The sequence below is a fragment of the Mycolicibacterium madagascariense genome (assembly GCF_010729665.1).
In the GTDB taxonomy this organism is placed as follows: domain Bacteria; phylum Actinomycetota; class Actinomycetes; order Mycobacteriales; family Mycobacteriaceae; genus Mycobacterium; species Mycobacterium madagascariense.
Map to the genome: position 1 here is coordinate 2,478,691 of NZ_AP022610.1, position 17,348 is coordinate 2,496,038.

The 17,348-nt window shown below is 69.0% G+C and carries 17 protein-coding genes and 4 tRNA genes; 12 read left to right on the plus strand and 9 right to left on the minus strand.

The window, feature by feature from the left end:
* Positions 1-34 precede the first annotated feature (34 nt).
* A tRNA-Val gene (locus G6N60_RS11840) sits at positions 35-109 on the minus strand.
* A gap of 407 nt (positions 110-516) precedes the next feature.
* Between G6N60_RS11840 and G6N60_RS11845 the strand changes: the two genes are divergently transcribed.
* The 3 genes from G6N60_RS11845 to G6N60_RS11855 all read left to right on the plus strand — a co-directional run bounded on the left by G6N60_RS11845 (position 517) and on the right by G6N60_RS11855 (position 776).
* A tRNA-Gly gene (locus G6N60_RS11845) sits at positions 517-589 on the plus strand.
* 26 nt (positions 590-615) lie between these two features.
* Positions 616-686 (plus strand) — tRNA-Cys (locus tag G6N60_RS11850).
* Between the two features lie 15 nt (positions 687-701).
* Positions 702-776 (plus strand) — tRNA-Val (locus tag G6N60_RS11855).
* Between the two features lie 547 nt (positions 777-1,323).
* Here G6N60_RS11855 and G6N60_RS11860 read toward each other — a convergent pair.
* Together G6N60_RS11860 and G6N60_RS11865 are read right to left on the minus strand one after the other, a co-directional pair.
* A complete protein-coding gene (locus G6N60_RS11860; RefSeq protein WP_163736995.1) occupies positions 1,324-2,439 on the minus strand; it encodes a hypothetical protein in 1,116 nt (371 codons plus the stop codon).
* Between the two features lie 163 nt (positions 2,440-2,602).
* On the minus strand, positions 2,603-3,868 hold the full coding sequence (locus G6N60_RS11865) for a phosphatidylserine decarboxylase family protein (protein WP_163736998.1): 1,266 nt from the start codon (positions 3,866-3,868) through the stop codon (positions 2,603-2,605).
* 340 nt (positions 3,869-4,208) lie between these two features.
* On the opposite strand from G6N60_RS11865, the gene G6N60_RS11870 reads away from it, so the two are divergent.
* From G6N60_RS11870 to G6N60_RS11880, 3 genes are read left to right on the plus strand one after another with little or no spacing between them, the layout of a single operon-like run.
* The gene (locus G6N60_RS11870) at positions 4,209-5,612 is read left to right on the plus strand and encodes a serine/threonine-protein kinase (protein WP_163737001.1); all 1,404 of its coding nucleotides are present in this window, start codon (positions 4,209-4,211) and stop codon (positions 5,610-5,612) included.
* 39 nt (positions 5,613-5,651) lie between these two features.
* Complete coding sequence (locus tag G6N60_RS11875; RefSeq protein ID WP_163737004.1) at positions 5,652-6,344, plus strand: response regulator transcription factor; 693 nt, start codon at positions 5,652-5,654, stop codon at positions 6,342-6,344.
* A complete protein-coding gene (locus G6N60_RS11880; RefSeq protein WP_197746933.1) occupies positions 6,341-7,720 on the plus strand; it encodes a HAMP domain-containing sensor histidine kinase in 1,380 nt (459 codons plus the stop codon). Before G6N60_RS11875 ends, G6N60_RS11880 begins: the two co-directional genes overlap by 4 nt.
* On the opposite strand, the gene G6N60_RS11885 is transcribed toward G6N60_RS11880, so the two are convergent.
* Both G6N60_RS11885 and G6N60_RS11890 read right to left on the minus strand, forming a co-directional pair.
* The gene (locus tag G6N60_RS11885) at positions 7,706-8,902 is read right to left on the minus strand and encodes a DUF1501 domain-containing protein (RefSeq protein WP_163737007.1); all 1,197 of its coding nucleotides are present in this window, start codon (positions 8,900-8,902) and stop codon (positions 7,706-7,708) included. The two genes, G6N60_RS11880 and G6N60_RS11885, sit on opposite strands and share 15 nt — an antisense overlap.
* Positions 8,903-8,912: 10 nt before the next feature.
* A complete protein-coding gene (locus G6N60_RS11890; RefSeq protein ID WP_163737010.1) occupies positions 8,913-10,223 on the minus strand; it encodes a DUF1800 family protein in 1,311 nt (436 codons plus the stop codon).
* Positions 10,224-10,509: 286 nt separating this feature from the next.
* Here G6N60_RS11890 and G6N60_RS11895 point away from each other — a divergent pair, with 286 nt between their 5' ends.
* The 3 genes from G6N60_RS11895 to G6N60_RS11905 all read left to right on the plus strand — a co-directional run bounded on the left by G6N60_RS11895 (position 10,510) and on the right by G6N60_RS11905 (position 11,331).
* Positions 10,510-10,716 (plus strand): hypothetical protein, encoded by a 207-nt coding sequence (locus G6N60_RS11895; RefSeq protein WP_163743833.1) that lies wholly within the window; start codon positions 10,510-10,512, stop codon positions 10,714-10,716.
* Positions 10,717-10,820: 104 nt separating this feature from the next.
* Positions 10,821-11,033, plus strand: coding sequence for a hypothetical protein (locus G6N60_RS11900; RefSeq protein WP_163737014.1), 213 nt, complete (start codon positions 10,821-10,823; stop codon positions 11,031-11,033).
* Positions 11,034-11,070: 37 nt separating this feature from the next.
* Complete coding sequence (locus tag G6N60_RS11905; protein WP_163737016.1) at positions 11,071-11,331, plus strand: lipopolysaccharide assembly protein LapA domain-containing protein; 261 nt, start codon at positions 11,071-11,073, stop codon at positions 11,329-11,331.
* A 64-nt stretch (positions 11,332-11,395) separates the two neighbouring features.
* On the opposite strand, the gene G6N60_RS11910 is transcribed toward G6N60_RS11905, so the two are convergent.
* Positions 11,396-13,390: a glycoside hydrolase family 15 protein gene (locus tag G6N60_RS11910; protein WP_276028222.1), complete on the minus strand. Its 1,995-nt coding sequence runs from the start codon at positions 13,388-13,390 to the stop codon at positions 11,396-11,398.
* A 9-nt stretch (positions 13,391-13,399) separates the two neighbouring features.
* On the opposite strand from G6N60_RS11910, the gene G6N60_RS11915 reads away from it, so the two are divergent.
* On the plus strand, positions 13,400-14,167 hold the full coding sequence (locus G6N60_RS11915) for an SDR family NAD(P)-dependent oxidoreductase (RefSeq protein ID WP_163737022.1): 768 nt from the start codon (positions 13,400-13,402) through the stop codon (positions 14,165-14,167).
* Positions 14,168-14,174: 7 nt separating this feature from the next.
* Here the strand turns inward: G6N60_RS11915 and G6N60_RS28135 are convergent, their stop codons facing one another.
* A complete protein-coding gene (locus G6N60_RS28135; protein ID WP_170312556.1) occupies positions 14,175-14,324 on the minus strand; it encodes a hypothetical protein in 150 nt (49 codons plus the stop codon).
* Between the two features lie 143 nt (positions 14,325-14,467).
* Here G6N60_RS28135 and G6N60_RS28885 point away from each other — a divergent pair, with 143 nt between their 5' ends.
* Together G6N60_RS28885 and G6N60_RS11920 are read left to right on the plus strand one after the other, a co-directional pair.
* The gene (locus G6N60_RS28885; RefSeq protein ID WP_263992426.1) at positions 14,468-14,596 is read left to right on the plus strand and encodes a hypothetical protein; all 129 of its coding nucleotides are present in this window, start codon (positions 14,468-14,470) and stop codon (positions 14,594-14,596) included.
* Positions 14,597-14,669: 73 nt separating this feature from the next.
* Entirely contained in the window at positions 14,670-16,082 is a 1,413-nt protein-coding gene (locus tag G6N60_RS11920) for an FAD-binding oxidoreductase (RefSeq protein ID WP_163737026.1), read from the plus strand.
* Between the two features lie 16 nt (positions 16,083-16,098).
* Here the strand turns inward: G6N60_RS11920 and G6N60_RS11925 are convergent, their stop codons facing one another.
* Both G6N60_RS11925 and G6N60_RS11930 read right to left on the minus strand, forming a co-directional pair.
* Positions 16,099-16,857, minus strand: a complete 759-nt coding sequence (locus G6N60_RS11925) for a DUF1906 domain-containing protein (RefSeq protein ID WP_163743835.1) — start codon at positions 16,855-16,857, stop codon at positions 16,099-16,101.
* Positions 16,858-17,000: 143 nt separating this feature from the next.
* Positions 17,001-17,255: a hypothetical protein gene (locus G6N60_RS11930; protein ID WP_163737029.1), complete on the minus strand. Its 255-nt coding sequence runs from the start codon at positions 17,253-17,255 to the stop codon at positions 17,001-17,003.
* Positions 17,256-17,348 lie beyond the last annotated feature (93 nt).

The following is a 17,348-nucleotide window of genomic DNA, read 5'->3' on the forward strand; positions in this document are numbered from 1 at the left end:
CGCGGCGTCATGCGCCGTGGACCCGCCGTCGTGCTGGTGGTCCCGGCTGGTATCGAACCAGCGACCTTCCGCGTGTGAGGCGGACGCTCTCCCACTGAGCTACGAGACCGGGAGTCGTCGACCGATGATCGACGGACGACGAAGGTTATCACGCAGCCCACGCGCCACGGGAATCCCGGCCACGTGCTGCCGTCACGGCCGGGGTCGCCGTGTGCGCGGACGCGGGCGCGCGACCCCACGAACGCCTTGTCACGGAAGGGGTTTCGCGTGCCGACGCATGACGGCGACGGGGGAGCGTCCGCACCCCATCACGCGCTCGACGGAGGCGATCCCTCCCGGCTAGTGGACGCGGGGTCGGACCGATGTCCTCGCATGGTCGGGTAGCCAGCCCCTCCGACCGCGGCGGCGAGGCCCCGTCGACGGCACCTCATCAGGGGCTTCGGGGGGATTTGTGTGGCCGCGCGTCGATGCACTATCGTCGTGCTTCGCAATGGGCGGCGTTTTCGCCCGTAGCGTGCGGATGTAGCGCAGTTGGTAGCGCATCACCTTGCCAAGGTGAGGGTCGCGGGTTCGAATCCCGTCATCCGCTCGATGGTGCAGAGGCATGACCCCAGCGGTGGAGTGGCCGAGTGGTGAGGCAACGGCCTGCAAAGCCGTGCACACGGGTTCGATTCCCGTCTCCACCTCCGAGATAGACCCCGGCGCGATTAGCTCAGCGGGAGAGCGCTTCCCTGACACGGAAGAGGTCACTGGTTCAATCCCAGTATCGCGCACCAAGTACTTTTGCAGGTGAGGCGGCGTTAGATGGCACTTGTTTTACCCTGATGGGCTGACACTTGAGGCCTAAGACGCGATTTGAACGGTAGCTGCCCCGTCGAGTAAGGGTCTTCGTTGAGTTGCAGCGGGCGAGGCGTGCACCAAGCATGGCGAGCCGCCCCCTAGCGCTTGGGTCGTGGCGATAGACGGTGTCGTTGACTTTTGCTCCTCGAGTCTTCAGGTGCAGATCTGTCAGACCTTCGAGCAGCTGCAGTATGCAGTCACGCCCGACCCGGTGATGGCGGGCGAACCCGAATTTTTGCCCCCTACTCCGACGCAGGCGAATTCACGCCGTTCTACTCTCATTAGCGCCAAGTGCCCTGATGGCTTCGGCTGTGGGGGCACCGCAGATAGATTGCCGCCAGGTCGCCCGCGAAATCGCGGCGAGATTGGGATTGGTCAGCCCATCAACGAGCTAAAAGGTCATCGGGTTGTCGCTCGCCTCGCGTCAACCGACGGTCGGGATAAGCGGAATCGCAGCAACACAAGGTGTCGGAGTGTTCTGGCCTAGTACATCTCGGCCCGTCGTGTTGCGGGGGCGCTACCTGGGTCTAGCAGGCCTGCGAGCGGGCGCGCTGCTTCGACGATGCTGGTTGCCATGCTGACGGCCGCCGCTGCCTGCGCGTCGGTGAATTCGCGTCCGGCATGAGTCGCCCGGTTGCGCGGCTCGATGAGGTCCCGTTGCAGCTGGGCCGAGAGAATGTCTGGGCTGAGTAGTCTCAGCAGTTTTTGGCGCCCCTCGAGCGCACCGTACCTGTCCGTCAACGCCTTCCGCACGCGTTCGTCAGTCCCTGCGTCGTTTAGGCTTTCGTCGATGAGGGCCGTCATTGCAAGCTCTGCGGCGGTCCCCGCGTCAATGATGGCGCGGCGGTTCTGGCCTGCGCCCAGGAGCGAGCGTGCGTCGCGGATGAGGAGCCACTCGGCCGGCGGTGCTTGCTCTCCGGCAAGGGTCGCGCACGATTGCAGCTCGTCCAATTGCAGCTGGCGCTGGAAAACGCCCCTGTTGGGTGAGTGGAACGATCGCCATCTCACGTCCGCGCGCTGCCCGTCCTTATCACCAGTCCAGGTGAACAAAGGCCGCGTTCGGGTAAGCCCAGCTGGGTCACCGCCAAGGCCGACGAAGTCTTGCCCCGTCAGTATCCCTACCCACGACGTGAACCGTGTCCAGTAGTCGTCGAGCTCCCCGAGGAACTCGCGAGCAGCCGCTTCGAACTCTCCGCCGTTCTCCGCTGTGAGTGTCGTGGCGAAGCGGCAGCGGTAGATCACGGCGTAATCCCTTGCGGACTCGGGATAGACGTCCTTGGCGCGTCCGTCGTCCATCACGCCGCCCCAGACGGGATTCGTCATCCCTTCTTCATCGAAGCGCTCGGTCGTATCTCGCGGAGCGTAGGTCCACTTCGGCGGCAGCAAGTCCCATCGAGGGAACGAGGGACCGATGTCGAGCCGTTGGCGAAGGCCCGGCGGAAATGGTTCGGGTGTCGCGTCGAGTTGAGGCAACCCGATGGTGAGATCGTGGCTGGCGGTGCGCGATTCGACGGCGTGGCCCAGGCAGGCGTTAGCCACGTACAGGCCTGCTCCTCCGACGACGAAGTGACCTTCGAACGGCCTCGCCTTGTCTGCCATCTGAGCATCATCGCAGCAGAGATGAGCGACGGGGCCAGGCAGCTCCGTTAATCCCTCAGGATCAAAAGTCATTGAACGGGACATCCGGCTCCAGCTGATTTGCGCAGCGATTACGCCGCAAGGAACCCGCACACCCCACGCCCACCCCGGTCTACCCCGCCCCCTACCCCTCACCACCCGCCGCGGCCGTCGCCAGATGCGAGTTCACCAAGACCAGCGGGGCGTTCGGGTCGTTGGGTTGGGGGATGGCCGGCAGGGCGAATTCACCGATGGCGCCGGGCCGGAAGATCAGGCAGTGGGTGGACCCGCCGAACTGGAAGTAGCCCAGTTCTTGCCCCTTGGTGACGTGCGCGCCGGGGTGGACGGCGTCGTCGATCAGGCAGGAGGACACCTCGCTCATGCCGACGGCGACGAACGCCATGCGGCCGATGACGGGATTGTCGGCGTTGATGACGATCACCGCGCGGGCCGACACGTGGGCGAGGTAGGACTGCGACTGCGTGGGCTGCAGCGCGTCGGGACCCTGCTCGTCGGACTCCGAGTAGTAGGTCCCGTCCAACAGGTAGGCGCGCTCGATCGTGCCGCTGATCGGGCTGTGCCAGCGGTGGAAGTTCATCGCGCTCAGGAAGGCCTGATAGACCGTGCCACCGACCAATTCGTCGACGACGGGATCGTTGGCCAGCAGGTCGGCCACCGAATACGGCTGGCCCTTCACCCAGAACCGATCCTGGCGGGACACGTCGGTGGCGATGCGGTATGGCGTGGACTCGCAGGCGCTGACGATCACCGAATCGTCGTCGGGATGGGCTACCGGCCGCCGCCCGGGCTTGAAGGTGCGGGTGAAGAAGTCGTTCCACGAGGTGAATCCGCCGTACTCGGCGTCGGGGTCGTACTCGAATTCGTCGAGACCTACGGCCTTCTGCGCATCGGACCCGAGCCACCCCGACGACGAATCGTTCAGGACGTAGCGGGAGTCGGGGCCGCTGAGGAATTCGCACCATGCGGTCAGCAGCTTCTTGAGCATGGCGTTGACGCGGGGGTCGCGGAACGCCGAGTGGCCGGCGGGAGTGCCCATCGACCAGTCGAAGATCGCGCCCAGCGGGGTGACGACCGCGTTGGGGCCGAATTCTGGTGCAACGGTGAGGACTTCGTTGATGAGCCGCAGCAGTTGGGGTAGGTCCTCGACGTGCCGGTCGCGATAGGTACGCCCGCTGGGCACCTGAGCGATCATCTTCTCCAGATACATGCGCACCACCGGGTCGTCGTCGATGAGGCGCTGAAATTCGACGAGGACGGGGTGCCACGGCCGCTCGCCGTTCTCCTGCGCACGGTCGCGGTGTCCGCGCAACCACGCTTCGAGCCCGTCTTGCTCACTGGGCAGCCAACCGCCCTGACGGCGCGGATCGGGGTGGGTTCGATCGATGCTCAACGCGTTCGGTTCCTGTCTGGAAGGGCCCGCCGACGGCGGATCTCGCCGTACAGAACTTCCCTCAGGCGATATGGTCAAACGCCCCTGGGCCACAGCGCGGGCAGGGCGGCCCCAATGGTGACTCATGGCTAGTTCCAAGCCAATTCGCAGACTCGGAGCGCCTCGGGTGTACCGGTGGCCGATGACCAGCTCATCTGCGGTGTCGACGAGCACTCCTGCGCACCGGCGTGGAGCGGATCCGCACCTCGCGTGAAGCTTCCCCGCCTATGGTGTTGCTCGAACCCCGCGATCGTCATGGGTCGAGCGAGCGCACGGCAACGCTCGGATCGAAGGAGGCCGCGTGCAGACGACGGCATTCGGGCGCTACCGGCTGCTCGACCTGCTGGGCCGAGGCGGGATGGGGCAGGTCTTCCGGGCCTATGACACCGGAACCCAGCGCGAGGTCGCGTTGAAGTTGTTGCCCCCGGAAGTGGCGGGCGACGCCGACTTCCAACGACGGTTCCGGCACGAGGCGCACGCCGTGGCCCGGCTGAACGAACCGCACGTCGTCCCCATCCACGACTTCGGTGAGATCGACGGGCGACTGTACGTCGACATGCGGCTCATCGAGGGCACCGACCTCGACGGCCTGCTGCGGGCGGAAGTGCTTGCCCCACAACGCGCGGTCGGCCTCGTCGAGCAGGTGGCGACGGCCCTGGATGCGGCCCATCGAGCCGGGCTGGTGCACCGCGACGTCAAGCCGTCCAACATCCTGGTCGGCGACCGCGACTTCGCCTATCTCATCGACTTCGGGTTGGCCCGCAGCGTGGACGCGACTCGACTCACCAGTGCGGGCCAGACGATGGGCACCCTGGCCTACATGGCACCGGAACGATTCGACACCGGCGCCGCCGACGAACGCTCGGACGTCTACTCCCTGACGTGCGTCCTGTACCAATGCCTGACGGGCGAGCGCCCGTTCGGTGGCGACACGCTGCAGCAGCAGATCATGGGACACATCCTCACCGCGCCCCCGCGTCCGTCGGACGTGCGGCCCGAACTCGGCACGGCGTTCGACGACGTGATCGCCGTCGGGATGGCCAAGGAACCGGCCCGACGGTTCTCCTCGGCGGTGGAGTTGGCGGCGGCGGCGCGCGCCGCGGTGGACGGGCTCGCACCGGGTGCGCCGACGGTCGCGGCGCGAACGGCCGCCACGGCGCGACTCGTCTCGCACGACGGCCCCCGGACCGACGGGTCAACGGTCACCACGGTGCTCGACGACCGGACCGTGGCGTCCACCCCCGTGCGCGCGGCGCCCGCGCGCCGATGGCGCTGGGGGGTGATCGCGGGGGTGGTGGGGGTCCTGCTCGTCGTCGCCGTCGGCCTCGGGTGGCGCCATGCCGAGTTTTCTGCCGAGCAGGCCAGGACCGCGGCGGTCACCCAGCGGGTGCGCGGGGTCATCGAGCACTATGACCACGCCGTGCAGAACGGCAATCTCGCCGTGCTGCGGGGGATGACGTGCGGTGCCGTCCACGACCGGTATCAGCACGACACCTTCGCCAGCTGGAGCCGCGCGCACGCCCAAGCCCTCGAGACGGGGCAGTATCCGATCGACGCGGGGATCGGTCGCATCATCCTGGACGGTGACACCGCCCACGCCGACGTCGTCCAGTACCAGTCGGCGACACCACGGGAGCGCACCACGCGAATCTTCGAACTGCGCTCGATCGACGGACGGTGGAAGGTCTGCGCGGATGGCCGGTGACCGACCATCGCGTGCCCGGAACCCGTGGGGGAGCGCGGCGTGAGCGGTCGTGCCGGCGCCGAACCGGCCGGCGTGTTGGTGATCGAGGATGCCGAGACGATCGCGATCGCGGTGCAATCGGTGCTCACGGGCGCGGGCTACCGCGTCCTGGTACGCGCGGATGGCGACCACCTCGAACGCGACCTGAGCGAGTTTCGGCCCGACGTCGTCATCTTGGACGTGATGCTGCCCCACCGCGACGGGTTCGCCCTGCTCGCCGTGGTGAGGTCGCGGTCGCGCGCCGGGGTGGTGATGCTGACCGCCCGCGACGGCGTCGGGGATCGCTTGCGCGGCTTGTCCTCTGGCGCTGACGATTACGTGACGAAGCCATTCGTCCTGGCGGAGCTCGCCGCGCGGGTCAACGCGCTGCTGCGCCGAATGGGACGGCTACCGGCCGTGATCACCGTGGGTGATCTCGTCGTGGACCCGGTCGCGGCGACGGTACGCCGTGGCGATGCGACGATCACCCTGACCGCGACGGAGTTCCGGCTGCTGCAGTACCTCGCCGAGAACCGCGGCGCAGTCCTCGGCAAGCCCCAGATCCTCTCAGCGATATGGGGTTTCGACGCCTACGGTCCCAACCTGGTCGAGGTCAACATCAGCGCCCTGCGACGCAAGCTGGAGGCGCACGGCAGCCGGCTCCTGCACACCGTGCGCGGCATGGGTTACGTGCTGCGGGAAGACGATCGGTGACGGCACGGCCACCGGGCGGCTCACTGCCGTCACCGTCGTGGCGCGGCTCGCTGAAACGCCGCGTCACCGTCGGCGCGGTGGCGGTGTCCCTGGCGGCCCTGCTGGCGGTCGTCGGACTGACGTTCGCGATCACGCCGGTGCTGCTCGACCGGGCCGCGGACAGGGCGCTCGACGCCGCCGAACAGTCGGCCGGTCAATTGGCGGCAAACAATACCGCGCCGCGCGACCTGGTGGCTCGCGTGCAGTCCGGCTCGGTGCGGGCGGCCCTGACGCTGGCCGGCGGTCGGCGGCTCGGCGAGCTGGATGCGCGGTCCCCGGCGCGCACGCGCACGATCGCGCTCGACGCTGCCGGACCGCCGCTGGCCGGGGCGCGGCTGACCCTGCAGTTCGACGCTCCGGCGCGCTCCCTGCTGTTCGGTCCATTGCTGATCGTGGCGGCGGTGGTCGCCGTCCTGGTGCTGATCGTGATGCCGTGGGTGGCGCGGGTGGCATTGGCCCCGCTGGATCGGATGACCGCGCTGGCCCGCGACATCGCCGGCGGTCGGCGCGGTCAGCGGCTCAATGCGGGCGATGAAGCCGAGTTGGGCCGTGCCGCAGCGGCATTCGACGACATGCTCGATGCGCTCGAGGGGGCTGAGCGGCGGGCTCTGAGCTCCGAACGGGCCCTGCGCCGGTTCGTGGCCGACGCCGCCCATGAGCTGAGGACGCCGATCGCGGGCATCGGCGCGGCGGCCGAGGCGGCGTTGGCGCTGCCGGGAACCGTTGCGCCCCAACAGCAGAAGCTGCTGCTGGCTCTCGGGCGTGAAGCCCGCCATGCGGGACGCCTGGTCGAGGACCTGTTGGACCTGGCGCGCATCGACACCGGGTTGAGGCTGTCCAAGGAATCGGTCGACATCCGCCGGATCTGCGTCGAACAGGCCGAGCGAGCGATGCTGGTGGTGCCGCGGGCCCGGGTGGTGGTGCAGGGTCCGCCGACCGTGGCGTGGGCGGATGCGGCTCGGATCGGTCAGGTGGTGGCCAACCTCGTCAACAATGCCTGCGCCGTCACCCCGGCGGGGGAGACGGTGCACGTGCTGGTGTCGGCCAGTCCCACGGTGGTGACGGTGACGGTGACCGACCGGGGCCCCGGGGTACCGGAAGCCCAGCGCGAGGAGATCTTCGACCGTTTGGTGCGCCTGGACGTCGCACGCAGCAGCGGCAAGGGAGTGGGTCTCGGCCTGACGATCGCGCGCGGCATCGCCCGGGCGCACGGCGGCGACGTGCGGTGCTGCGCACCCGCGCCCGGCACGCGAGGTGCGGTGTTCGAACTCGTGCTGCCCATCGGTCTCGGGCCGGGGCCACGCTCTGCCGACCCGGGACGGTCACAGCAGCCCTAGACCCCTTCGGCCGGGGCCCACCACCGGAGTGGGATCCGCGCCCAGCGTGTGGGTGAGGACGTCGTAGTAGACGTCGCGAAAGTCCGTGGTGGTCTTGAGGTCTCCGTCGTCGAGGTCGGTGAGGCTCGGCTCGTCGCCGTGGAACCCGCCGCGCACGGGGAGACCGGCGACGAACACGGGACCGGCCGTGCCGTGATCGGTGCCCTGCGAGGCGTTGGCGTGCACCCGTCGACCGAACTCGGAGTAGGCCAGCACGACGACGTCCTTGCCGTGCGGGTCGGCGGCCATCGTGTGCAGGAACGCAGTGACGGCCTCGTCGAAGGTCTGCAGCAGTCGCTGCTGCCTGCCGCGTTCGTCGGCGTGGGTGTCGAAACCTCCCAGCGACACCATGTAGACGCGGCTGGGCACACCCGAGGTGATCGCCTTGGCGACCACGTCGAGCTGAGCGGCCAGCGGGTTGCCCTTGCGGCCGGCGTCGGATTGACCAAGGTGCGCAAGGGCCTTGTCGGCGTCCTGGGTGGTGCGGTAGGACGCCGCGACGGCGGACATGACGTCGGTATCACGTCCGTCGGGGGCGCTCAGCGCGGCGATCGTGGCGGCGAACCGACCCGCCGAGGCGGCGGTGGTCGTGGTCGACAGCGCGGCGGCGGTGGCCTTCTCGCCCACCGCCATCGGCGGGAGCACGGCTCCGACGTTGACGGCGCGCAGCGGATCGTCGCCGGTGCTGTCCAACCAGCGCCCGATCCACCCGGTGCTGGTGGGCTCGTCGGGCGACGCGGTCTGCCAGATGTCCATCGACCGGAAGTGGCTGTGGTCGGGCTTGGGATAGCTGACGCCGCGCACGATCGCGAGGTTCCCGTCCCCCCACGCCGCGTGCAGACCCTTGAGCGCCGGGTTCAGGCCCAGCTGGTCGTCGAGGTGCAACACGTCACCGGGCGCGTAGGCCAGATCGGGCCGAGCGTCGTGATAGGCGTTGTCCGAGTAGGGGATCAGGGTGTTGATGCCGTCGTTCCCGCCGTACAGGGTGACGATGACCGCGATGCCGTCACCCTGCGCCAGAGGCCGTCGGTGGGCGGCGTCCATCAACTCCGGCCACGACACCGCCGCCGCGCCCGACAGCAGACCCAGCGCGCCGACGCCCGCACTGGCGCGCAGGAACGTTCGGCGATTCAGTTGCGGCATGGGTCCTCGCTCACGACGTCAGGTATTCGGGGGTGTTGACCGCCGCGGCGACCAGCTTGGCCGGATTGCCCTGCAGTGGCGCGAGGGCCGTGACGGAACGGTCCGTCCAGTCCCCGATGCCGATGAGGTAACCGGCGGCGTCGATGCGGTCCGACGGCGCCGCCTGCTCGACGGTGGAGAGGTCGCCCACCGCCGCCAGCGCGGCGGCCGTCGACAGGCGCACGCCGGCGCTGACGGTGGACAGCCACACCCGGCCATGCGGCCAGCCGCCGACGTCTGGTGGGTAGAAGGGTTGCTGCCCAAGCGTTTTCAGCACCTGGACGGCGGTCTTGGCGCGTTGGTCGTCCATCGGCACGCGCAGCGATCGTGCCACCCCGACCAGCCATTCGACGGGCGTGTTGACCAGACCGGGTCGCGCCGTGGTGAACTCCTCGTCGGTGAGGATCGCATGGGTGAGCGCGTCGAGGTCGCGCCCCGGCCCGTAGGCCGCGACCAGCCGGGCCGACGCGGCCGCCGAAGGCGCCGTCTGACTGGCCAACTGCTGCCACAACCGACCGGTGACGTAGCCGGCCGATGCGGGTTGGGCGAGGACGGTGTCGCAGAACTCGGCGGCTCCGAGCGGGCCGGTGACGCCGAGGAAGGTCTCGGCGGTGGCGTCGTGCCGCCGGGGCACCAGGCGCGGATCCCCGTCGCCGAGCACCCATCCGGTGAGCGCGCGCGCTCCGCTGCGTACGTCGGACTCGGTGTAGCCGTTGCCGTGCCCGAGGGCGAACAACTCCATGAATTCCCGCGCGAGATTCTCGTTGGCGGACTTGGCGGTATTGGTCTGGGCGTCCAACCACTGCATCATCGCGGCGTCGGTCAGCATGGCGTAGGCCATGGTGCGAAAGTCGCCGAGCTTGAGCGTGCGCAGCTTCTGGTTCTGCGCGCCCATCCACGCCGCCATCCGCACCTTGGCCGCTGAGGTGGCGAAGTGGTTGTGCCACAACAGCGTCAGCTTCTCGTGGATCGGGTCGTCGACGGCCGTCATGCGGCGTATCCACCATTGGGTGAGCTGCGACTTCTGCGCCCCGAGCACGCGGTTGTGCTGCTGGCGGACCGCCTGGGAAGCCGCCTTGCCCGGCGGTGGCGGCGTATCGAAGGTCGGCATCGGGGTCGCGCGCGCACCCGGATCGGCGTCGGGATCGGCGGCCAACGCCTGTGCGATGCGGGTCGCCCAGTCCTGGTCCACTGCGGCGTCGACGGCCGGACCGGACGTGCCGAAACCGGCCCGGCGCAGCATGCGCGCCGTGGCGTTCCACTGGACGGACTGGGTGGGCATCGCTACCTCCGACGGGTCAGCGCAGCGGTGCTCGGTGGCGTGAACGACATGTCACCACCGTGATCGGCGAACCTGAAGACCGGCTGAAGTGACCGACATTCGCAGCAAGTCCTCAGACGGCCGGGGTGCCGAGGCACCGACGTTGAAGATTTGCTGAAGATATCGCGGACGTGGCCGCCCAACCGGCGCAGGCACTTTAGCGTCGGTTCCCGTCGACGTTTCACCAAGGGAGAGGAGCGGCCGGATGCACATGTCTGCGTTGCGGTTGACAGTCGGGGCAGTGGTCATGGCGGTCGGTTTCACCGGCCTCGGCGCCGGAACGGCGTACGCGTTCCAAGGCCACATGTTCAATGCCCGAGACGATTTGCAGCAGTCGCTGAACGAATTGCGGGTCGCGGTCCCCGACAAGGGCGGCCATCGGGAGAATGCGATCAATCTGGTCCAGCAGGCGATCGGTGAGGTCAACCTCGGCATCCAATTCGGCGCGCAATAACCGATCGACCCCACGGGGGCAGGCAGTCCGCGGAAAGCGAGACTGCCTGCCCCCGTTCTCATTTCTCCTCGTCGCTCACGTGCCCACCCTGCTCGCCGGCCGGTGTGAACGAGATCACCCGATGCGGCAGTGCTGTTTTGGCCGCGACGCCCGACTACACCTTCGCACGCAGCAGTGAGCTGCACAAAGGAGGAGATCCGATGAGTAAACGGCGAGGAATCGTCAGCCGACTGTTCGAGGGACTCGGCCGCGTCACCTGGGGCGTCATCCGCCACAAGATCGACGAGCGCCGCTCACAGCGCAATCGCCAGCGTTGACCAACCCCCACCCACTCACACCCAAGGAGAAGAGAACATGTCCACTCATCACACCGATGGCGCCTCGACGCGTCGTCGTGGAGGCCTGGCCTCCCGTTTCGCACTGGTGATCGCCGCCGTGCTGGCCATCGCCCTGCTGGTGTTCGTCCTGCAGAACACGATACACACGAAGATCAACTTCATCGCGTGGAACTTCGATCTGGCACAGGGCATTTCGCTGCTCGGCGCAGCGGTGGTCGGCGCGGTGATCGCGCTGATCGTCAGCGCCGCGATCCGCCTGCGCCACGCGATCCGCTGACCGCAGCCACGCCCACCCCGGGCGCGACGGACGGGACCAACGGGGCCGTGAACCGATTGCCGGTTCACGGCCCCGTCGTGGGCGTCCCTTCGGTGCCGTCGACGGCGATGGCCTGACTGCTGTGGTGTCCACGACCGGCATGCAATTGCAGGGCGCTGGTGACGAGCGGGAAATGACTGAAGGCCTGTGGCGTGTTGCCGAGCAGTCGCCCGGCCTCGGGGTCCCATTCCTCGCTGAGCAGTCCGACGTCGTTGCGCAGGCTGAGCAGCCGCTCGAACAGCGCGGTGGCCTCGGGCGTGCGTCCGGCCAGATGCAGGGCGTCCACCAGCCAGAACGAGCACGCCAGGAACAACCCCTCGCCGCCGGACAGCCCATCGTCGGAGTCGGTGGTGTCATAGCGTTTGACCAAGCCGTCCTCGGTCAGCCCGTTCTGGATCGCCGTGATGGTGCCCAGCACACGCGGGTCCTGCGGAGGCAGGAACCCCACGCGCGGGATCATCAACAGCGCCGCGTCCAGGCCGGGGGCGCCGTAGGACTGGGTGAAGGTGTTGCGTTCGGCGTCGAAGCCGTGGGCCAGGACGTCGGCGTGGATGGTGTCGGCGAGGGCCGCCCAGCGGTCCGCCGGGCCGTCCAGTTCGGGGTGGGTGCGCACGGCCTCGGCCATGCGATTGGCGCCCACCCACGCCAGCACCTTCGAGTGGGTGAAATGCCTACGCGCGCCGCGCATCTCCCACAGTCCATTGTCCGGTTGATCCCAGGCGCCCTCGAGATGGTTCATCAGGGCGACCTGCAGGTCCCAGGCATCGTCACGGCTGGCGAGTCCGGCGTTGCGTGCCAGCGCCAACCCGTCGAGCGTCTCGCCCCACACGTCGAGCTGCAATTGATCGGAGGCGGCGTTGCCGGTGCGCACGGGCCGGGAGCCCTCATACCCTGCGAGCCACGGCAATTCGGACTCCGGAACGTAACGGGTTCCGTCCAGGGCGTACATGATCTTCAGGTCGGCGGGCTCGCCGGCGACGGCGCGCAGCAGCCACTCGCGCCAGGCCTTGGCCTCGGTGAGGTAACCCGCGGCGATCAACGCCTGCAGGGTGTAGGTGGAATCCCTCAGCCAGCAGTAGCGGTAGTCCCAATTGCGGCCGCCGCCAATCTGTTCGGGCAGCGAGGTCGTCGCGGCGGCCACGATCCCGCCGGTCGGATCGTAGGTCAGCGCCTTGAGCGTCAGCAGCGATCGGCTGATCGCGTGGCGGTACGGTCCGCGAATGTGATTGCCGCGCTGCGTCCAATCGGTCCAGAACCGCAGCGTTTCCGTTAGCGCCCGTTCGGCGTCGACCACCTTGGGCGGTGGCTCGTGGCTCGGATTCCAGGTCAGGACGAAGGGCACCCGGTCCCCGGCGCGCACGGTGAACTCCGAGACGGTGCTCATGTCGCGTCCCTCGGTGGGCGCCGGGGTGCGCAACCGGACCCGGTTGGGGCCCGCGACGGCCTCGACCCGATCATCGTGGTGGCGGACCCAGGGCACCACCCGGCCGTATTCGAAGCGCAACGTCAGGTCCGAGCGCATCGCGACGGCACCGTGGACGCCTTCGACGATGCGCACGACGTCGGGGGCGTGCCCGCGCGGCGGCATGAAGTCGATCACCCGCACCGTTCCCTCCGGGGTGACCCACTCGGTGTCGAGCACCATCGTGTCCTCGACGTAGCGCCGTCTCGTGCAGGTACCGCCGGCGGCCGGGGCCACCGACCAGTGCCCGGCGTCGGGGGTGTCCAGCAGTGCGGCGAAGCACGCCGGTGAGTCGAATCGGGGCAGGCACAACCAGTCGATCGACCCCGCCGTGCTCACCAGCGCCGCGGTCTGGAGATCTCCGAGCAGGGCGTAATCCTCGATGCGGGCCATCTGCCGATCATGCCATCGGTGCCGAAAGCGGTTGGCGTAACGGCATCTTGCTGTGAGGTTGCTTGACGTCGACGGTGGGACCGAGATGAATCCGGTTGTCGCCCTTGCGTTTGAGTCGACCGCGAATGGGGGACACGGCGGTGTCGGACATGGCGGTGCGGTCAGGAGTACAACATGTTGCTGCGGGACACGTCGATCGTCGTCACTGGCGGAAACAGCGGCATCGGTGAGGCCATCGTGCTGGCCGCGGCCGCGGAGGGCGCGAACGTCGTCGTCGACTACGTGTCACATCCCGACGAGACCACGTCGCTGATCGACAAGGTCGAGGCCGCGGGCGGTCACGCCGTCGGCGTCGAGGCGGACGTGTCCCGACCGGCGGACTTGCACACCATGATTCAGAAGGCCGTCGACACCTACGGGCGACTCGACGTCCTGGTCAACAACGCGGGCATCGAGACCCGCACGTCGCTGCTCGACACCACCGAGGACGACTTCGACAAGGTCCTCGCGGTGGACATGAAGAGCGCGTTCTTCGGCACCCAGATCGCGGCGAAGCAGTTCATCAGCCAGGGCGGCGGCGGCCTGGTGCTGAACATCTCCTCGGTGCACGAAGACTGGCCGATGCCCGGCAACATCGCCTACTGCGTGGCCAAGGGCGGGATCAGGATGCTGACGCGCACCGCGGGAGTCGAGTTGGGGGAGCACGGAATCCGCGTCGTCAACATCGCCCCGGGTGCCGTCGCCACCCCCATCAACGCCTCCACCGAGGACGACCCCGAGAAGATGAAGAAGCTGAAGGCCGCCATCCCGCTGCGACGGATGGCCCAACCCGACGACATCGCCGACGTCGTCGTGTTCCTGGCGTCGGGGAAGGCCGGCTACATGACCGCGACGACGGTGGTCGTCGACGGCGGCATCATGCAGGGCAGCGTCGGACTCTGAGCGGCGCTCAGTCGGTCTCGTTGGCGTCCCCGGGATGGGGCACGTTGTCCTCGTCGACGTAGGCCTGGTGTTCGGTGTCGACACCCTCGTGGTCGCGGGGGCCTTCGTTGGATCCCGCGGCGGGAATCGCGTCGGCGGCGTCACTGGGCATCGTCATCTGATCGTCCTCCCTCGTCGACCGCGGGGACCGGATCCCGGCGCGCGTCTGTCGGGGGGTGCCCCGTTCACGGGGTTCCGAACCGGAATGCGTACGCGGAACCGAAGACGGTTCGCGGTCGGCGAGGCGGGTAGACCCGACACATGACCGAACCCCTGGATCAGCGTCGCACCGACGAATCCGACGAGACCGACACCGTGACCGGGCCGGGCGGCGACAGCCCGGATCCCGACTTCGCCGAGGATCCGACGATCCCCGACTCACAGGCCTGATGCCCCGAGTCGAACCCGGCACGCGGTCGGTGCCGGCAGCGTAGGGTCGGGCCACCGCGGGAGAGGGCAGCGCATGGCGACACCGGTTCAGCCGTCGACGGAGACCGCCGCCGCGGCGTTCGTACGCGATCTCGACGCTGCGCTGCCCGCGGGGCGCGTCGTCGACGACCCCGAGGTCGCCAGGAGCCTGAGCCGCGATCAGGCCGCCGGTGCGCCCGTCGGCCGACCCGCCGCCGTCGTGCGCGCCCGCAGCACCGAGGAGGTGCGCCGCGTCGTCGAGATCTGCGTGCGACACCGGGTCCCGGTGGTGGCGCGCGGCGCGGGCACCGGACTGTCGGGAGGTGCGAACGCCATCGACGGGTGCGTGGTGCTGTCGCTGGCGGCGATGTCGCAGATCGTGTCGATCGACCCGCTGGAACGCCTCGCCGTGGTTCAACCCGGGGTCGTCAACGACGACCTGCGGGCGGCGGTGGCCGAGTACGGGCTGTGGTACCCGCCCGACCCGGCGAGCTCACCGTGGTCCACCCTCGGCGGCAACGTCGCGACCAACGCGGGCGGGCTGTGCTGCGTCAAATACGGCGTCACCCGCGAATACGTGCTCGAACTCGAGGTGGTGACCGGTACGGCCGAGGTGGTCCGCGTGGGACGCCGGACCGCCAAGGGCGCCGCCGGTTACGACCTGGTCGGGCTGCTCGTCGGCTCGGAGGGCACGCTGGGCATCGTCACCGAGATCACGGTGCGGCTGCGCACCCTGCCCAGCGCACCGATCACGGTGGCGGGTTTCTTCCCCTCGCTGGTGACGGCCGGCACCGCCGTCCGGGCGATCGGCGCGGCGGGCATCACGCCGTCGGCGCTCGAACTGATGGACCGGTTCTGCCTGCGCGCCGTCGACGAGTGGAAGCAGATGGGGCTGACGGCCGCCGGAGAGGTCCTGCTGCTCGCGCGGGTCGACGACCCCGAACCCACCGGCAGCGCGCTCGCCGAGGCGATCGTCGAGCACTTTCGCGCCAGCGGAGCGGCGTGGGCGGAGCGGTCGACCGACGCGCAGGAGGCCGATGCCTTGTTCTCGGCCCGTCGTTTGGCCTACCCGGCGCTCGAGCGGCTGGGACCGGTCATCACCGAGGACGTGTGCGTGCCCAGGGAGCACGTTCCGGAGATGCTGGCCCGCATCGAGGCGTTGGCCGTCGAGCACGGCGTGCAGATTGCGAACATCGCCCATGCCGGTGACGGCAACCTGCATCCGCTGATCATCGGCCCCGGCGGCGACGACGCCGACCTGTGGCTGCGGATCGAGGCGGCGTTCGACGGCATCCTCGACGCCGCGCTGGCCCTCGGTGGCACCATCACCGGCGAGCACGGCGTCGGACTCCTCAAACGGCGCGGCCTCGAGCACGAACTGTCGCCGGCGGTCATGGGACTGCACCGGTCGATCAAGGCGGCACTCGACCCACACGCAATCCTCAACCCCGGCAAGATCTTTCAGTGACCGGGCGGCGTCCGCCTCACGGATGCAGGTTCCACTGACCGCAATCCTGGGCCAGCACGTCGGAGACGTCGACCGGTAGCCCGCCGACCACGGGACCCGGATTCGACTCCGTGCTCACCACGCGCTGGTACAGCACGGCCGCGGGATGGACCTGGCCGCGCGACCACGAGCGCGTCTGCCACGCCCAGACGCGTCCCGGCGAGCGCGAGCGCCCGATCACGCCGTCGGCGGTCGCCCACTGACAGGCGTTGATACCGCCGTAGATGCCGGTGCGCTGCACGCCGATCACCGAGTTGATGCCCCGGAACCACTGCAGCGCAACGGTGTTCCACGTGTTGTGGTCGATGTCGTCGTCGACGCTGAAGAAGATGGGGGCGCTCTGCCCGCCACCGGCGGCGGTGTGCAGCTGCCAGGCCGTGCGCGCGTCGCTGACGCCCCCCGCGTACCCGCGGGTGAAGTCCGACGGCGCCGTGCCGCCCGGCTTTCCGTACTGGTAGTTGCTGACGATCACCAGGCCCGCCGCGGTCAGCGACTGGGCGTAGGGCAGCGTGATGGGCTTGGCTCCGAACGAGGACCCGGGCCGCGACGTCGACACGTAGTTGATGACCCCGGAATGCCCGGCGGCCCGGATGTCCTGGGCCGCAAGCTGACGCATCGCGAAGTCGATCAGCGTGGGGGCGGCGGCCGACGCGGTGGGCGTGCCCGCAGCTGCGACGCCGAACCCGGCCAGCGCCGACACGGCAGCGGCATACCGCAAGGCGTCCCGCCGGGAGATCGGATGCGATGGCCGCGGGTCGGTGGTCCCGGGCGAATCCTGCACCGGGCGAGGGTAACAACGCCACCGTCGATTTTCGGGGACCGTCGTACGGTCGTGTCCGCTTCGCGACCGAGGCGTGACGAAGCCGGACGCCCGTCGGGCTAGGTCAGCTCCGGTTCGTCGTTGAGCGGCACGTTCGCCATGGCGAGGAAGTACTCCTCGACCCCGTCCTCACCGGTGCGCTTGATCACCGTCACCAGTTCGTCGTCACCGGGCGCGCGGCGCAGCAGCGCTTCGCCGGCCGCCAGCACCTCGTCGGGCGAGCACTGCAGGCGTTGGGCGACGACGTCGAGGGGGACGGGCACTGCCGGCGGGTGAGTGCGCAGCTCTGCCAGCAGGCGATCGGTCACGCTCATGGGCGTCACCCTACCGTGCCCGGGCTCCCCGCGCGTCGATCGCAGCGGGCGGGTCCCGCCAATCGTGCTCTCGCGGTGGCCAATTGGCCCGTG